The following is a 17,732-nucleotide window of genomic DNA, read 5'->3' on the forward strand; positions in this document are numbered from 1 at the left end:
CTTAAACCTTTCTTATTTCACAAAAATAAGAGATATTATTGAGAATTTAGTTGCTAGTTCCTCTGAGTTTTTTATAAAACCAATATATTACTAATAAAATAATGATTACTAGCACTATAGCTAATATAGGGAAAAATACAGACACAAAAGAAAGAAACATAGCACTCCCAGTTTCTACAGTAGAAACTATAGGGTTTCCTAGTCCAGCAGTAGTTGTAGAGGAAGTTAATCTTGTTCCTGCAGAAGCTCCTTTTACTAAGCTTGCAGTACCACCCCCAGCAATTATAGCCATAGACCAAGTTACAATTGGAGAAAGATCTGCAACAGTTGAGAGCATTACCGCTGTTCCTGCAATAGCTGCTAATGGAACTGCAATGGTATCAAGTATGTTATCTACAAATGGAATATAGTAAGCAAAGATCTCTAATAGCATTGCAACCCCAAGAGTTAAAAGCGCAGTTAGAGAACCAACCCACTGCCAACTTTCACTTAAATCTAATACATTAAAGTAAGCCGCTATACTCAACACGAAAAGTGGTAAGAATACTCGAAATCCTGCGGAGGCCGCTAATCCTATTCCTAAAAATATACTGATTATTGTTTCTGAAGTCATTCTGATAGTTAATTTATATAAAAGTAAGTAATTTTAGCATGATACAAATCAACTTATAAACTCCCTTTTTGAGGTATCCTTATCTTTAAGGATTAATTCTCAGAAAGAAATTCTACAACCAACACTATTACATATCAACAAAAAAATCATCTTTAAAACCTATTAAATACAACTTATTTTTAGCTCTTGTAACAGCTGTATATAACCAACGTAAATATTCGATACCTACTCCATTTGGCAAATATGGCTGCTCTACAAAAACAGTATCCCATTGCCCACCCTGACTCTTATGACATGTTATAGCATATGAAAACTTTACTTGCAGGGCATTAAAATATTTATTGTTTTTTACCTTAAGGAACTTTTTATAATTAGAGGTTTCTTCCTCATAATCCTTCATCACCTCTTGGTATAATCTATTAGACTCTTCATAAGGCAAAGAAGGAGAATTAATATCCAATGTGTCTAATAGAAGTACTGTCTCAAAAGGACTCATTTTTGGATAATCCACCATTTGCACTTTAACTTCTGCAAATTTAAAACCATAGAGCTCTTTAATGGCGAAAATCTCCAATACCTCTATAATATCCCCATTTGCTATAAACCCAGCTTCAGAAGACGTCTTTAGCCAAAAATAATTATTCTTGACCACCATTAAATAATCTCCGGTAGCAAGTTCGTTATCCAAAAATAGGATTCTACTTCTAATTTGCTGATTATACATGTTAGCTCTTTTATTAGACCTCACTATAATCGCTGTTTCCTCTTTTCCGTTCTGACTATAAGAACCATCTATAGCATCTTGGATCTCATAACCATCTACTAACCTTATTATATCGGTAAAATTATTAACCTGAAATTTAAAATCATCAGCATAGTCATCTTGTAATTGTTCACGCAAATTCGTTGCATTTAATAAAATCCCAGAATTCAACTGTTGTCTTACAACTTCATCCAACTCCATTTTACGTACCTCCTTATTATAATTAAGAGAAAGAGTGCCTTCATTTAATGCAGGACTTAAAGAGAGATTCACTGGCGGTAACTGTGCAGTATCACCAATAAGCAACAATTTACATTTATGACCAGAATATACATATGAAATAAGATCATCTAACAAAGATCCATTTTCAAAAATCTTAGAATCGGCTGGAGAATCTGGAATCATAGAAGCTTCATCTACGATAAAAATTGTGTTCTTATGTTTATTTGGAGAAAGTACAAACTTAACGCCTCCCCCTTTTTGTTTTCTAGGGAAATAAATATGTCTATGAATTGTATGTGCAGTAGTTCCAGAATAGTTTGTAATCACTTTTGCTGCTCTTCCTGTAGGCGCCAATAAGACAGATTTTCTTAATGTTTGCCATAAATTTGTAACAAGAGCTCCAATTATTGTAGTTTTTCCTGTCCCCGCAAACCCCTTCAAGAGGAATAATTCATTCTTCTCTTCTGAATAAATAAAATCAGAAAGTTGCTGAAGCACAATATCTTGCTTTAATGTAGGATTGTGAGGAAATTGATCTTTTAATAATTTATAAAATGATGATGCGTCCATAAAATCTAATTCTGACCCAAAATTAGTGATGTTTTTTTTGGGTATCCCTTTCATAAATGAAAAAAAATTGTAGATTTGCTTAAACCTCTTTAATTCAAAAAATATAAAATGAAGACAGTAATACAAATTGCTCTTTGGCTTGTAAGTATCTTTTTTGGTTACCAAATTTATGTTTCCGTAATGGAGCCTATTAAATTCGACAAAATAAAGAAAGAAAGATATACAGCCGTTATTAATAAATTAAAAGATATTAGAGACGCGCAAGAAGCTCACAGAACTGTAACTGGGAAATTCGCAAAAGACTTCCCTAGCCTTATCAAGTTTATCGATACTGCTCAGTTTACGCTGACGCAACAAAGAGACTCTTCTTACATGGAATATGATAAAACATATCGTATCGACATGGAAAGAGAGGTTAAAATTATTGATACTTTAGGTTTTGTAGCGGTAAAAGATTCTCTATTTAAAGGAACAGACGCTTACAAAAACATTGCATCAGTACCTTACGCTCAAAATAATGAGAAATTTACTATGGATGCAAAAACTATAAATACTAATGGGTTTGTAGCTCCAGTATTTGAAGTTAAAGTAGACAAGTCAGTTTTATTATACGACCAACCTGAAGATCTTGTAGCAAAAGAAAAATCTGCAATTTCTGTAGAAGAAGTTAACGGTCCTATAATTAAAGTTGGTAGCCTTGATGAAGTAAGCACAAGTGCAAACTGGCCTCCATATTATGACACAAAAGACAACAAGTAATATACTTAATAATACTTTTAAAGAACTGTCCATTCAAGTTAGCTTGGGTGGACTTTCTTTTTGTATTCTAGATGGCACCGATAGCAAAATAGAGCACTTAAGCACTATCAGCTTTGAAAAAAAGGCCACTCCAGAAAAACTAATCGAACATCTTGAAGATTGGTTTAAAAAGGACATCGTATCACAAACTACTTTCAATAAAGTAACTGTAATTCATGAAAATGAATTAGCTGCTCTAGTTCCAAAATCATTATTTAACGAGCGAAATCTTTCTAATTATCTAAAATATAATGTAAAGATCCTCGAAAATGATTTTATAACTTATGATGAACTAAAAGAGCATGATATTTATAATGTATATGTCCCTTTTGCTAACGTAAACAACTATATTTTTGATAAGTTTGGAGATTTCGAATACAAACATTTCTCCACTGTTTTAGTAGAGACATTAATAAACTCATCTAAAAAGAGCGACACACAAAATGTACATGTTTTTATTTCAAAAACTCATTTTGAAATTGTTGTCCTCGATCAAAAGAAATTGCTTTTTTATAACTCTTTTCAATACCAACAGAAAGAAGACTTTATTTACTACCTTCTTTTCACAATTGAACAGTTAAACTTGAATCCCGAAGAAACACCTGTTTTTTTAACTGGAATCATAACTGAAGATAATGAGCTTTATAAAATTGCATATACCTACATAAAACATCTAGAAATTAAAAATGATTACGCTCCTTCTCACATAAAGGAAACCAAAGAACTCAGCACTCAAAATCCAAATACATTTATCCTTCTAAATAGTCTATAATGCGAATAATATCAGGAAAATATAAAGGAAAAAGATTAATGGCTCCGCAAAAGCTCCCTGTTCGTCCTACAACAGATTTTGCTAAAGAAGCGCTATTTAATATCCTAAACAACGTATATTATTTTGATGAAATTTCTGTTTTAGACCTATTTTCTGGAACCGGAAATATAAGTTTCGAATTTGCTAGCAGAGGGGTTCCTACCATTACTTCTGTAGATGCGCACGCTGGTTGTGTTCAATATATTGGCAAGATTAAAGACGAATTAGAGTTTCCTATAAAAACTATAAAAAGTGATGTTTTTACTTTCCTAGAAAAATCTATCATCACTGCAGATATTATTTTTGCAGATCCACCTTACGACCTTTCAAAAGAGCAATTTGGAAGAATAGCTACGATCGTAAAAGAAAGAAACTTACTAAATGAGGACGGGACTCTTATCATTGAGCACTCAAAAGACACCGATTTAAGTGAATACGAAGGTTTTACTGATGCTCGAAAATATGGAGGAAGTGTATTTAGCTTTTTTGAATTCGATTCGTAACTACAAGCACCAACAACTGTAATATAGAAATCTTCCGTTTATAAATCTGCCATAAAAAGTAAGAGAAATAACCATAGAAATATGAAAACTAATAAAAAAAGCAGGTCATAAGCCGGATTCTGTATCTATAAAAGATCCTTATCATTTATCTCGCCGTTACATTACTGCAACGTTCTAGCCGCCTACCCTCCAACATCGGGCGCGCAACCCTCAAGCATTGGTTTACATGACGTTGCACCGCATAGAGTTTACCTGATTTCACTACAGCATTACCTGTACATCCTTTCTTTTGCACTTGTCCTAATCTTACGACCGACGGCTGTTAGCCGCTATGCTGCGCTGTGGTGTCCGGACTTTCCTCTCTGTATAAAACAAAGCGATAAGGTGACCTGCGGCGCAAAATTAATCTTTTAAACCAAAATCACCCTATATAATTCATTTAAAATACGAGCACTCTATTTCTAAGTAATTTCTGTGCGGGTTTTCTCCATTACATTCCAAAACCAGGCTTTACGCTTTTAGTTTTAGCAAGCCATAAACAAAAGCTTGCCAAAAGCTAATCACTGCAATCCTTACCCGAAAAGTTACAACATATAATAGTCCCAATTCATTATTAATACAATTATACAGACATCCCATAAATTTCTGTCATCACACTTTTCGACTATACTTTTAAACTCACTTTATACATTTCATTGTTAATAATTAAATACAAAATCATATCTAAAAGTGAGAATATAAACTTTCAATCTTTATATTTGTAGCAATGGAACACTTTGTAGTATCTGCTCGCAAATATAGACCTAAGACATTTAAAGACGTGGTAGGCCAACAGGCTATTACCAATACGTTGCTCAATGCTATTGATAACAATCATTTAGCACAAGCATTGCTTTTTTGTGGACCTCGTGGTGTTGGTAAAACAACCTGCGCCAGAATCTTAGCGAAAAAAATTAATGACGATGGTACTCATAGTGAAGATGAAGACTTCGCCTTTAATATTTTCGAATTAGATGCAGCTTCCAATAACTCCGTAGACGATATTAGAAGTTTAATAGACCAAGTTAGAATCCCTCCACAAGTAGGACAATATAAAGTCTATATTATTGATGAGGTGCACATGCTTTCACAAGCAGCTTTTAATGCTTTCCTTAAAACATTAGAAGAGCCACCAAAGCATGCCATTTTTATTCTTGCAACTACAGAGAAACACAAGATAATCCCAACAATATTATCTCGTTGTCAGATTTTCGATTTCAAAAGGATCACCGTTAGAGATGCTAAAGAATATCTTAAATATATCGCCGAAAGTCAAGGGATAGAAGCTGAAGATGATGCGCTTCATATCATTGCTCAAAAAGCAGATGGCGCCATGAGAGACGCTCTTTCTATTTTCGATAGAGTTGTAAGTTTTACAGGTAAAAACTTAACGCGACAAGCAGTTACAGAAAACCTAAACGTATTAGACTACGAAACTTATTTCGAAGCTACAGATTTAATTTTAGAGGGTGAAATTCCAAAACTATTAGTAGATTTTAATAGAATCTTATCATTAGGTTTTGATGGTCACCATTTTATAGCAGGATTAGCATCTCACTTTAGAGATCTTTTAGTTTGCCAAAATGAAGCAACCATTCCTCTTTTAGAAGTAGGAGACGATACCAAACAAAAGTACCTTTCTCAAAGCAAGAAAGCATCGAGAGCCTTTTTATTGCAAGGAATAGAAACCGCCAACAACTGCGACCTTAATTACCGAAGCAGTCGGAATCAGCGACTTCTAGTCGAACTTTGCCTAATGAAACTTGCCTCCATCAATCACGATGGAGAAAAAAAAAAAGGTAGCAACTACATAATCCCTCCTTCTTTTTTTAAGATAGGCACAGAAGTAACAAAACCTCAACCTGAGAAAACAACAACTTCTACTCCGTCTGCAGTTAATACACAAGAAGCTACTACTCCACCTCCAAAAGAGAAAAAAGTAGAAACTCCAGTGATTAATACAAGTGCAGCGGTTAAAAATAGAGTTTCAGGTCTTTCACTTTCCAGTATAAAAAGAAAAAGAGAGCATGAACTTCAGGCAAAAAAGAATCATGCTGTAGATGAAAAGAATCTACCCAAAGATCCTTTTGATGAACAAACAATGCAAAGACATTGGGAAGATTATGTTGATCAGATTGAAAAAGATGGAAAGAAGATTCTTGCTTCTGCATTAGGATCAGATACACCTCGACTAAAAGGGCCTGATAAAATATGGATTGAGCTCGCAAACGACACATTAAAAAAGGAAGTTGAGCGTGATCAATACCCATTGATGGAATATCTAAAGAAAAACCTTAATAACTTCCATATTGAGCTTTATATAACCATCAACGAAAATGCAGAAAAGCAATATGCTTTTACGCCTCAAGATAAATATGAAAAGCTACGCGAAAAAAATCCACTCATAGATAAGCTTCGTATAGAGTTTGATCTCGATGTGTAATATCTAAATCTTTATGATGGTTTTTAAAAATATTTTCACGCTGTGTATTATTTTAATAGCCACTAATTCTTTCTCACAAACAACAGAATGCAATCTCCAAAAGGAAAATAAAGCGTGGTTAGCAGAATTTAGAAGAACTGATAACATCCCTGATCAGCTCTCTTTGATTATACAAAAGATAAAATCTGACACTGTCTACACTAGACTAAAATCTGTAATCAACAAACCACATAGCTCTCGAATCCATAACTATGTTGACAAAAATAACAATTTATGCGGCACTAAGATTCTTTTTACAATCGATTCCCACAAAATTGACTTAAACGAGCGTCCAAGTGACATTAAAGTAGTTAACAAATTGTCTGCCAAACAAATAGAAAGTATCACTTTTATGGAACCAAAAATGGCTAGCGCTTTATTTGGTTCACATGGAAATAAAGGCGCTGTTATCATAAATAGTAAAAATGAAATATTAAATACACTAATAAATAAAGCGCATAGTGAATAGAATGAGATTCAGGATATTGTATTAAAGTTGGTATATTTGTAATTCACTTAAATGAAATTAGATTATGCTCGGCCTGAAACTTCCCACAGACCCACGATGGGTTAATATCGTTGAAAAGAATTTAGAAGAAATACTTACAGATCATGCTTTTTGCGAACAAAAGGCTACAAGTACCGCTATTTCATTTATAGTTTTATTTCCTGAATATACAGACATAGTACAAGAAATGACTGCTTTGGTCAAAGAAGAGATTAGTCATTTTAAAATGGTTCATGATAAAATAATCGAACGAGGTTGGACACTTGGTCGTGATCGAAAAGACGAATATGTAAACAAACTAATGACATTTTTTCCTAAAGGAGGAAGTAGAACCACATTTATGGTGCATAAATTACTTTATGCTGCTTTAATTGAAGCTAGAAGTTGTGAGCGTTTCCGACTATTATCTGAAAACCTAGAAGATGAAGAACTACGTGTTTTTTATAAGAATTTAATGGTAAGTGAAGCTAATCATTATACAATGTTCTTACAGTTTGCTCGTAAATATGGCGACACAGAAGAAGTAAATAAAAAATGGCAAGCACTTTTAGATTTTGAGGCTGAAATAATGAAAAACCTTGGAAAAAAAGAAACCGTACACGGTTAATAAATACAATATCTTCACAAAATAGCCTCGTAGAAATATTCTATGAGGCTATTTTATAAATGAATTACAATGCAAAAAGTATCGTTTCAAATATCAAATGACATTAAACAAAAAGCATACTTTTTTCCTTCTCTGTATTATACAAAAGCTTAATAATACCATCCGAAAGTCCTATTTTAGGAACGTGTATTTTTTTTGCTCCACTCCATTTAGAGGCATTTAAGTAAATTCTAGAGGCTGGTATAATTACGTCTGCTCGATCTGGATTTAAACCTAATTCGGAGATTCTTTCATCATAACTAAGCTCTTGAAGAAACTGATATTGTGCATTTAAATAAATGTACGACAAGGGTTCTCCTGCCTTTCTACCCGACATCTTAAACAGCTTATTAATATTTCCTCCTGAACCTATTATTTCGATTCCCTTATATTTTTTTGAATTATGCTTTATCCACTTTTCGATATCTTTCCAGGTTTCGGCAGATATCATTTCATTTAAAAGACGTACAGTACCTATTTTATAAGATTTTGAAGCCACAATTTTACCATCACTAAAAATAGTAAACTCAGTACTCCCTCCTCCTACATCAATATATAAATAGGTCTTATCTTTATCTATTAAACTATGTAAATCTGTAGATGCGATAATAGCAGCTTCCTTTTTACCATCTATTATTTCTATGTCGATACCAGCCTTTTTTGATATAATCTCAACAAGTTCATTTCCGTTATTTGCTTCCCTCATTGCGGATGTTGCACAAGCCATATACTTTTCGACACCATTAACTTTCATTATAAGCTTAAAAGCCTTCATGGTATCAATCATTCGTTCGGAGTTTTGCTTAGAAATTTCTCCTACGGTAAATGAATCTTGACCCAAACGAACAGGAACCCTTACTAAAGAACTCTTTTTAAATTGAGTTTCCTTATCCTCATATTCAATAACATTATTAATCAGTAACCTAACTGCATTTGAACCAATATCAATAGCTGCAAACTTCCTAATCTTCAACATCTATCTGTTTTATCCTTTTATACTTTGTTTTCTTAGGTAATACTCATATGTCTCAAATTGAGATCTATGTTTTACTCCTTTTTCTTTTCTATATGCATTGTCATGTCTTTCAGAAAAAATTCTGGCTTTCACATTATCCTTCCAGCAAATCTCGAAAGTGTCCAGCAATTCTTGTTTTATCTCTTCATCGTAAATCGGACAACCAACTTCTACTCTAAAATCTAAATTTCTTGTCATCCAATCAGCAGAAGAAATATAGAACAATGGATCTCCTGCATTTCCAAATACAAATAATCTAGTATGCTCCAAAAATCTATCTACCACACTAATAGCTTCAATATTCTCACTCATTCCAGGAACTCCTGGTATTAAACAACAGGTTCCTCGAACGATAAGTTGTATTTTAACACCACTCCTACTTGCTTCATATAGTTTATCTACCATTTTATAACTGGTAAAACTATTCATCTTGATTTTTATAAAAGCTTCTTTTCCCTCTTTAGCATTTTTTATCTCATTATCTATAAGCTTAAAGAATGTTCTTTTTGTATAATGAGGAGAAACTATTAAATGTTTGTATTTATTAATCTTATAATTAGTTTCAAAGAAGTCAAACACCTTATCCAACTCTTTTAATATTCCCTGATCAGCAGTAAAAAGTGTATAATCAGTATATATTTTTGCAGTCGATTCATTGAAGTTTCCAGTGCTTATAAAACCATATCGAACTGTTTTATCATCTTCTACACGTTCTATTAAGCATATTTTACTATGAACTTTTAAACCTTGTACTCCAAAAATAAGCTTTACCCCTTCAGATTGTAATTGCTCAGCATATTCGATATTAGCTTCTTCATCGAACCTTGCTTGCAGCTCTATTTGCACCGTTACATCTTTTCCGTTCTTAACTGCATTAATTAAAGAACTTGCTACCTGAGAATTTCTTGCCAACCTATAGACAGTAACTTTTATAGTTTTTACTTTAGGATCAATAGCAGCTTCTCTCAAAAATTTAACCACATTAGAGAATGTATGGTATGGAGCATATTGCAAATAATCTTTCTTTGCAATAGCTTCAAATAAACTCCCATCATGAGTTAATCCCTTTACAGGTAATGGTGGAAACTTTTTATACAAAAGATCTGCTCTTCCCAAACTAGGGAATCCCATATAATCTCTTCTATTATGATATCTACCACCAGGAATTACACTATCGGTATCATCTATTCCCATCTTATCTTTTAAGAATTTTAGGGTATCTTTCTCTATTTCCTTATCGTAAACAAATCTAACAGGCTCACTGATCCTTCTTCCTCGAACACTAGAAGATATTTTTTCAATAAAACTTTTACTCAGGTCACTATCAATATCTAATTCTGCATCCCTAGTAATTTTTATCATATGTGCAGAAAGGGAATCGTAATTGAAAATATTAAAAATACTTCCCATACAGTAACGAATAAGGTCATCCAAAATGATGATGTATTGTTTATCCCCCTTACTAGGAAGCACTACGAAACGTTCAATAGTTTTAGGAATTTCAACTAAAGCATAACGCACTTCTTTAGATTTAGCTTTAAAAAGTCCTTTTACTCCATCTTGTTTCCCATCAAGCTTCATGGTCATTTTTACAGCCAAATACCCTGCACTATCTTTCAGGTTAGGAATCTCGTCCAAATCGTTTAACATGATAGTCACCAAAGCCGGACTCACCTTATCATAAAAATAATTTCTCACGAAGTCATTCTGCTCAGGAGTTACCTCATCTTCTTTGATCATAAAGATATTCTCCTCCTCCAGTTCTCGTTCAATATGACTTAAAATACGAAGACTTTCAGTTTGCTGATTAATTACAATCTGAGTAATGTCATCCATCAAATCTTTAGCTTTCGCTCCTCCTAAAACACTCTTTCCTGTTTTTCCAGATAATGCAATACGCTTTACTGTAGCATATCTAACTTTAAAAAATTCATCTAAATTATTAGAAAAAATACCCAAGAAACGTAGCCTTTCAATAAGCGGCACAGAAACATCTTCTGCTTCTTGTAAAACTCTGGCATTAAATTGTAGCCAACTAATCTCTCTATTTATGTATTGGTTCTTTACTTCGTTCATTTATTTAAATTTCTTTGGAAAAATAATCAGTTCTGTTACTCCTTTTTTGATGTCACTCCAATGGGCTACATCAAATTTTATTTTAACTACTCCAGCTGTTGGAAGATTTTCTATAAATTTATCCCCAAAGATATTAGAAATTGATGTGAATGCATGATTATGACCAAAAATCATAACATTATTATAACGATCATCCAACTGTTTTATGAAATTAGTGACTGATGAGCCTCCAAAATCGTACAACTGATCTGTAATTATAACTTTAGACATACTAATCTCCAACTGCCTCATAAATATCATACACGTATGAAGCGCTCTATTTGCGGGACTAGAAAAAACAATATCGGGAGGAGTCAATTCTTTATTAAAATGATTAGAAACTAATATAGCATCATTAATCCCACGCTCCTTCAACGGACGATCTTTATCATCTACATCAAAATCCCACGAGGATTTGCCATGTCTTATTATAGTAATCTCTTTCATTGAAGTCCACTTTAAAAGAAAATACGGTAAACTTTTGAAAAATAAATCACTTTTCTAAATAACCGAGTCTTAATCTGAAAAATAGTGAATCTTTTATAAATTTCAGTATTTTAAGTCTGCTTTTTACATTAAAAAACTCTTAAAATTGATCATAAAAAAATAGCTTAGTTTTTATCTCCTCTGATGGAATATAAGAACTAAACTATTTTTAAATTCTCTGACCCTCAAAAATCAGATTCTTAAAACACTCAATTGAACATCCTTATAATTTTACTAAAATATTTGTGAAGTAATAATCACCTTCGGCATTCTTTTTAGCAGAAATACCCATATGATTAAAATCTCCTTCAATGTTCTTCCTGTGAGCTTCGCTAGCAATCCATCCATCTACAATTTCTTCTGCAGTTTCATGACCAAAACCAACATTCTCTCCAACTATAATAGCCTTGTTTTTTAGCTTTATTTCTTCCTGCCTTTCATTAAAAAAATGATGACAAATTTCCTTTTCAGAAATCATATGATCATTATGGGATTGTGCTAATTGAGAAACATTATCAAGTATTTCTAATGGCGGAAGAGCCTTATTGCTTCGATACGTGTTAATTCTAGAGAGAATCTCTTGTTCGATACTTACATATTCAACTAAAGCTCTTGGGGTAATTTCATTTTCATCGATACTCTCTGAAGAACAGGAGTACAGCGATGAAAAAAGACATAACAGCAGGGCAGCTGCTATAGTTTTTTCTACAGCATTCATAGGTATAATATTAAGATTTGGACTAACAATATAGCTATTTTAAACTAAACAACTATATCATCTTAATAAAATATTCTATAAAACAATGTATTTAACTTATGGATTTAGGCGTTCTATCTTCCAATTATAATCTTTTTGCAAAGTGTAGCGTATTCTATCATGAAGCCTATTTGGTCTTCCTTGCCAGAATTCAATCGAGATAGGTTTTATAATATATCCTCCCCAATAATCTGGACGTACTATCTCCTTATTTTCATATTCAGCCTCCAATGCTTTTAATGCTGACTCTAATTCCTCGCGGGAACTTACAACTGCACTTTGGTCAGAAGCAATTGCCCCTAACTGACTTCCTCTTGGGCGCGATTCAAAATAACCATCAGAAAGATTTTTTGATATTTTCTCTGCCTTTCCCTTTACAATCACTTGTCGCTCTATATTCGGCCAAAAAAATGAAATACAAACATTCGGATTTGCTGTTATAGCCTTCCCTTTCTCACTATTATAATTAGTATAGAATATAAAACCTTCTTCTGTATATTTCTTTAAAAGCACTACACGATTTTTCGGAAAACCATCAAGTCCAATCGTAGTAATAGTCATGGCATTAGCTTCATCCACTCCTCCACTTTTCTCTACCTCATAAAACCATATTTGAAATAACTGAATAGGATTATCTGGAACATTCGTCTCTAAAAGCTCACTCTTTTCATAAACTTTTCTATAATCGCTAAGGTCTTTTTCACTTTTCATCACCAATACATTTAACTATTAAACTGTGTGTTTCTTGACTTAATATTTTCAGAATAAAAACTCTTTTCCATCTTCTGCAAGCTCAACATTGTCAAAAACAAGTTTAGCTTCTTGTTTAAATTCATTTATATTACCATACCTGGTAGAATAATGCCCTAATATCAATCGTTCTACATTAGCATCCAAAGCGATAGTAGCAGCTTGTTTTGCCGTAGAATGTCCTGTTTGAGTTGCTAAATTAGCATGTTCCTCTAAAAATGTAGACTCATGATAAAGCAATGTTGTATTTTCTATAATTGGCACAATAGATCTGTTATAAGAAGTATCGCTACAAAAGGCATAACTTTTAGGCTTTACAGGATCGCTTGTAAGCTTTCCATTTGGAATTACCTCTCCATTATCTAAAGTGATGTCTTTCCCTTTTTTTATATTCTGATAATAACAAGTATCTATATTATAGTTTAAAACAGCATTTATATCTAATTTTCGGTCTCCTAGCTTTTCTTTGAATAAGAATCCATTTGTATATACACGATGAAATAAAGGAATTGTATAAACTTCTACCTTTTCATCTTCAAAAATCAATTCTGAATTTGATGATGATAGTTCATGAAAAAGTAAAGGATAATTTGTCCATGCACTCCCTACTTTAAGCATCATTGTTACTGCTTCTTTTATCCCTTTTGGACCATAAACATGCAAAGGCGTATCTCTGCCAAGTAAACGAAATGTAGAAAGTAAACCCGGTAAACCAAAAAAATGGTCTCCATGGAGATGAGATATAAAAATATGCTTTATACGTGAAAATTTAATTTTCTGTTTACGTAATTGCACCTGTGTTCCCTCTCCACAATCAATAAGAAATATATGATTCTTAATTTCTAGAGCTTGCGCGGTAGGGTTAGTAAAAGCTCTTGGAGTCGCGCTATAACAACCTAATATATGAAGTTTTAATTCACTCATAATAAACAAAGATATTCTATAGCGAAATGCATATTAAAAATCTAAATCTCGCTCGATATCTTCCATTTCAATAACATCATATGCCTCCTCCAAAGTAGGAGCTACAATAAGGTGTTCATCTACTTCATTTAGATTAACCGAATTAGTTACAATAACGAAAGATTTTTTTGCAGCACGATGATCACGAGAAATCTCTAAAAACTCCATCATATCTTCAGGCTTAAGATTACTCAAGGATAAAAGATTTAATATAACATGTGTATGTTGTACTTCTTTATATGAATCTTTAAGACGCTGAACAAACTTATCTAAAGAAACACTTTCCTGAGTAATTACGGTAATATTATCTCGTTTATCTATAATCATAATCTTATTGTTTTATTTTAGAAGCTAATAAATAAATTGCAGCCATTCTAATTGCTACACCATTTTCTACTTGATTAAGAATAATAGCTTGCTTAGAATCTGCCACATCGCTGGTAATTTCTACTCCACGATTAATAGGTCCTGGGTGCATAATAACTATTTCTTTGTTTAAGGAATCTAGCAAAGCTTTATTCACCCCAAATTGCTGTGTATACTCTCTTGTTGATGGGAAGTAACTAATATCCATTCGCTCATTTTGAACACGAAGCATATTTGCAACATCACACCAAGCTAAAGCCTTTCTTAAATCTGTTTCCACTTCTACTCCTAAAGAAGTGATATATTTTGGAATTAACGTCTTCGGACCACAAACTTTTACATTTGCTCCTTGTAATTTTAAAGCAAAAATATTAGACAACGCTACTCTAGAATGCAAAATGTCTCCAACAATAACTACATTTTTTCCAGCTACATCTCCTAGCTTTTCTCTAATAGAGTAAGAATCCAATAAAGCTTGCGTAGGATGCTCATGAGCACCGTCTCCTGCATTTACAATACTTGCATTTACATGTCTCGATAAAAATACCCCTGCTCCAGGGTTTGGATGCCTCATAACTACCATATCTACTTTCATCGAAAGTATATTATTAACAGTATCTATAAGTGTTTCTCCTTTTTTAACAGAAGATTGTCCCGCAGAAAAATTAATTACATCTGCGGATAGTCTCTTTTCAGCTAATTCAAATGATAGTTTTGTTCGTGTACTATTTTCAAAGAATAAATTAGCTATGGTTATATCTCTTAAAGAAGGTACTTTTTTTATCGGACGATTGATAACCTCTTTAAAATGGTCTGCAGTTTCAAAAATTAATTGAATATCTGCCTCCTTTAGATATTTAATTCCCAGTAAGTGGTTTACACTTAATTCGCTCATGTGTGCAGCTATTTATTTATCATGTATACTTTATCTTCTCCTTCTTGTTCTTTCCACATTACCTTTACCTTTTCTTGGTTAATTGCATCTACCTGTCTTCCTCGGTAATCTGGTTGTATCGGGAGGTGTCTACTAAATCGTCTATCGATTAACGTTAGTAATTCTATTTCATTAGGACGGCCAAAAGATTGAATAGCTGTTAATGCTGCTCTAATACTTCTTCCAGTATATAAAACATCATCAATAAAAACTATATTTTTATTTTCAACTAGAAAATCGATTTTGGTTTTATTGGCTTCCAAGGGTTTATCACTCCTTCTAAAATCATCTCTATAAAAAGTAATGTCTAAATACCCTAGTTTAATGTCTGGGATACTATACTCTTCTTCTAGAATTTTTTTTAAACGTTCAGCAAGAAAAACACCTCTTGGCTGAATTCCGATTAATACGGTATCTTTAAAATCTATATGATTTTCAATGAGTTGACAAGCCAATCGATGGAGTATGATATTGATTTCTTTCGCGGAAAGCAAGACTTTTTGACTCATATTAATAATGGAAATATATGTGATGTAAAATTACATATTTTTAAGGAGAAAACGACCTCTTATTTTAAAGATTCGTTATATCCTTAAAAATTTACATCTATTTTTTCAATAAAAAAGGCTGCCCAAAATGGACAGCCTAAAAGCTAATATAAATAAAATCAATTATTTCCTACCTGTCCACCACACTGGTGTTGAGTTATCATTTTGACCAGCAACTTGACTAAAATTATCTGGATTATCTCTTTCTTCTGTTGGCGGATAATATAAACGTTCTAACCATTCTACTTTATCTTCTACAGGCTTTAATAGCATTCCATGATTTTTCATTAACCTTCTTGCTTCACTCCAAACCTCATAAGTATTAAATATATTTAAATGCGCAACTTTCTGATAGAATATCTCTTCAATTTGATCATCTTGACCTAAACTAGAAAAATAAGCTGTTCTTTGTTGCGTAAAAGAATTTGCTTGCGCTTGATCTAATGTTACATAATAATCTGGATTTACTTCTTCTAAAGGCGGAATAGTACCTGAGTTAGATTTATTTGTATTATTTAAACTGTAGTAATATTCTATTGATAAATCTATCGCTTTATTATATGCATCTACAGCACTAACATCTACAGAACCAGGAAATCTAACAGCCGCTTCTGCTAATAACAAATAAGTTTCACTTGCTGTAAATACTGGGAATTTAGCATCAAAATTTAAATATGTTACTCGATTGTATTTCGATAGTAGCTGCTCATCTGCAGCCCATGTATTGTTAGTCGGTTCATGATTCCCGTTAATGATGTCTTCAGCATCCTGAGAATCTAAATATTGATTTAAATAATTTAATGAAGCAGATCTTTCCATCTCTGGAAGTGGAATATAACGCCCGTCACTAGCTGGCTGAAAAATTACAAAAGTTCTCGGGTCTACTGTCTCATCAACTACCTGCTTATAATTAAAAATATCTTCCATTATAAATCTTGGTGCCCAGAAATCCGTTCCATTTTCTTGAAATGCTCTAGGAAAAAATATCCCACTTCCACCAGCTGTCAGTCTAGTTTTAACTAATTCTTCCATACCTATCACATCTTCATTATTAACAACATATTCAGCATTATTATTTGTTAAATCTTGTATGACTTCTCTACTATAAGTTGGATCGACTACAGATAATCTAATAGCCATTCTTAGACGTAATGAGTTTGCAAACTTGATCCACTTTGAAACGTCCCCTCCATTTAAAATATCTGCTGAAGACAATCTAGCTTGCTGACTAGCATCTAAGCTTACATTTTTAAGTGCTCCAACTGCAATACCTAGCTTTTCTATAATATCTTTGTATATGACTTCTTGCGAATCATACCTAGGATAGAAAATTTCTTGAAAAGCTCCACTAGCTTCTTCATATGGAATATCATCATACGCATCTGTAGATCTTTGATAAACAAAAGCCTTTACTATATCTGCCATATAAAAATACACTTCGGAGGCTGCTTTTTCCTCCTCAGGAAGACCATTAAACACCAATTGCATGGCATTTAGATTCTTAACCCAATTAACAGAAGCTTTATTAAAAATATCATAATAAAAAGAGGGACCTGACCAATCGTCTAAAACAATCCATTCTCTACTGGAAGACCAATGGTAAGGGTATAAACCAATCCCCGTAACCTTATTTAATTGTCTAAATTGATGATAATAAGAACCATAATTTGTTCTAAACAAGTGCCTCTCTTGTAAAGCTCCTGTAAAAAACAATTCAATGTCTGGATCCGTTTGTTTATCTGGATTACCAAACTTTTCTTCAAGATCCTTTTCACAAGAACTTAAAAAAATCACTGCTGATAAGACTAAATATTTTATAATTTTACTCATTTTATACTTTTTA

General features: G+C 32.8%; 18 protein-coding genes and 1 other RNA gene. 6 read left to right on the forward strand and 13 right to left on the reverse strand.

All coding sequences use genetic code 11. The features are described from left to right. Window positions 1–46 precede the first annotated feature (46 nt). Together JM658_RS07290 and JM658_RS07295 are read right to left on the reverse strand one after the other, a co-directional pair. Complete coding sequence (locus JM658_RS07290) at window positions 47–613, reverse strand: DUF4126 domain-containing protein (protein ID WP_236958596.1); 567 nt, start codon at window positions 611–613, stop codon at window positions 47–49. 127 nt (window positions 614–740) lie between these two features. Beyond that, window positions 741–2,168, reverse strand: a complete 1,428-nt coding sequence (locus JM658_RS07295) for an ATP-dependent DNA helicase (RefSeq protein WP_236958706.1) — start codon at window positions 2,166–2,168, stop codon at window positions 741–743. Between the two features lie 108 nt (window positions 2,169–2,276). Between JM658_RS07295 and JM658_RS07300 the strand changes: the two genes are divergently transcribed. Genes JM658_RS07300 through JM658_RS07310 form a run of 3 tightly spaced genes read left to right on the forward strand, consistent with a single transcriptional unit; the run spans window position 2,277 to window position 4,280 of the window. Then, window positions 2,277–2,927, forward strand: coding sequence for a hypothetical protein (locus tag JM658_RS07300; protein ID WP_236958597.1), 651 nt, complete (start codon window positions 2,277–2,279; stop codon window positions 2,925–2,927). Then, window positions 2,905–3,738, forward strand: a complete 834-nt coding sequence (locus tag JM658_RS07305; protein ID WP_236958598.1) for a DUF3822 family protein — start codon at window positions 2,905–2,907, stop codon at window positions 3,736–3,738. The genes JM658_RS07300 and JM658_RS07305 overlap by 23 nt, the downstream gene beginning before the upstream one ends. Continuing rightward, the gene (locus tag JM658_RS07310; RefSeq protein WP_236958599.1) at window positions 3,738–4,280 is read left to right on the forward strand and encodes an RsmD family RNA methyltransferase; all 543 of its coding nucleotides are present in this window, start codon (window positions 3,738–3,740) and stop codon (window positions 4,278–4,280) included. The genes JM658_RS07305 and JM658_RS07310 overlap by 1 nt, the downstream gene beginning before the upstream one ends. Window positions 4,281–4,376: 96 nt before the next feature. Here JM658_RS07310 and rnpB read toward each other — a convergent pair. Beyond that, window positions 4,377–4,673, reverse strand: an RNA gene (rnpB, locus tag JM658_RS07315) — RNase P RNA component class A. Window positions 4,674–5,046: 373 nt separating this feature from the next. On the opposite strand from rnpB, the gene JM658_RS07320 reads away from it, so the two are divergent. The 3 genes from JM658_RS07320 (at window position 5,047) to miaE (ending at window position 7,916) form a co-directional block, all read left to right on the forward strand. Further along, a complete protein-coding gene (locus tag JM658_RS07320; RefSeq protein WP_236958600.1) occupies window positions 5,047–6,762 on the forward strand; it encodes a DNA polymerase III subunit gamma/tau in 1,716 nt (571 codons plus the stop codon). 13 nt (window positions 6,763–6,775) lie between these two features. Then, window positions 6,776–7,270, forward strand: a complete 495-nt coding sequence (locus JM658_RS07325; RefSeq protein WP_236958601.1) for a hypothetical protein — start codon at window positions 6,776–6,778, stop codon at window positions 7,268–7,270. Window positions 7,271–7,334: 64 nt separating this feature from the next. Continuing rightward, window positions 7,335–7,916: a tRNA-(ms[2]io[6]A)-hydroxylase gene (gene miaE / locus JM658_RS07330; protein ID WP_236958602.1), complete on the forward strand. Its 582-nt coding sequence runs from the start codon at window positions 7,335–7,337 to the stop codon at window positions 7,914–7,916. A gap of 103 nt (window positions 7,917–8,019) precedes the next feature. On the opposite strand, the gene JM658_RS07335 is transcribed toward miaE, so the two are convergent. The 10 genes from JM658_RS07335 to JM658_RS07380 form a co-directional block, all read right to left on the reverse strand. Then, on the reverse strand, window positions 8,020–8,931 hold the full coding sequence (locus tag JM658_RS07335; protein WP_236958603.1) for a Ppx/GppA phosphatase family protein: 912 nt from the start codon (window positions 8,929–8,931) through the stop codon (window positions 8,020–8,022). 9 nt (window positions 8,932–8,940) lie between these two features. After that, window positions 8,941–11,046, reverse strand: a complete 2,106-nt coding sequence (gene ppk1, locus JM658_RS07340) for a polyphosphate kinase 1 (RefSeq protein ID WP_236958604.1) — start codon at window positions 11,044–11,046, stop codon at window positions 8,941–8,943. Continuing rightward, entirely contained in the window at window positions 11,047–11,532 is a 486-nt protein-coding gene (locus JM658_RS07345) for a SixA phosphatase family protein (protein ID WP_236958605.1), read from the reverse strand. Between the two features lie 262 nt (window positions 11,533–11,794). Beyond that, entirely contained in the window at window positions 11,795–12,289 is a 495-nt protein-coding gene (locus tag JM658_RS07350) for a CAP domain-containing protein (protein ID WP_236958606.1), read from the reverse strand. Between the two features lie 96 nt (window positions 12,290–12,385). Further along, window positions 12,386–13,039 (reverse strand): pyridoxamine 5'-phosphate oxidase, encoded by a 654-nt coding sequence (gene pdxH, locus JM658_RS07355; RefSeq protein ID WP_236958607.1) that lies wholly within the window; start codon window positions 13,037–13,039, stop codon window positions 12,386–12,388. A gap of 48 nt (window positions 13,040–13,087) precedes the next feature. Continuing rightward, entirely contained in the window at window positions 13,088–14,002 is a 915-nt protein-coding gene (locus tag JM658_RS07360; protein ID WP_236958608.1) for a ribonuclease Z, read from the reverse strand. A gap of 33 nt (window positions 14,003–14,035) precedes the next feature. Further along, window positions 14,036–14,368: a ribonuclease Z gene (locus tag JM658_RS07365; protein ID WP_236958609.1), complete on the reverse strand. Its 333-nt coding sequence runs from the start codon at window positions 14,366–14,368 to the stop codon at window positions 14,036–14,038. A gap of 4 nt (window positions 14,369–14,372) precedes the next feature. Continuing rightward, entirely contained in the window at window positions 14,373–15,302 is a 930-nt protein-coding gene (locus JM658_RS07370) for an aspartate carbamoyltransferase catalytic subunit (RefSeq protein WP_236958610.1), read from the reverse strand. 8 nt (window positions 15,303–15,310) lie between these two features. Beyond that, complete coding sequence (gene pyrR, locus JM658_RS07375; protein ID WP_236958611.1) at window positions 15,311–15,850, reverse strand: bifunctional pyr operon transcriptional regulator/uracil phosphoribosyltransferase PyrR; 540 nt, start codon at window positions 15,848–15,850, stop codon at window positions 15,311–15,313. A 162-nt stretch (window positions 15,851–16,012) separates the two neighbouring features. Beyond that, complete coding sequence (locus tag JM658_RS07380; RefSeq protein WP_236958612.1) at window positions 16,013–17,719, reverse strand: SusD/RagB family nutrient-binding outer membrane lipoprotein; 1,707 nt, start codon at window positions 17,717–17,719, stop codon at window positions 16,013–16,015. Window positions 17,720–17,732 lie beyond the last annotated feature (13 nt).

It is taken from the genome of Joostella atrarenae (assembly GCF_021764745.1).
Lineage (GTDB): Bacteria > Bacteroidota > Bacteroidia > Flavobacteriales > Flavobacteriaceae > Galbibacter > Galbibacter atrarenae.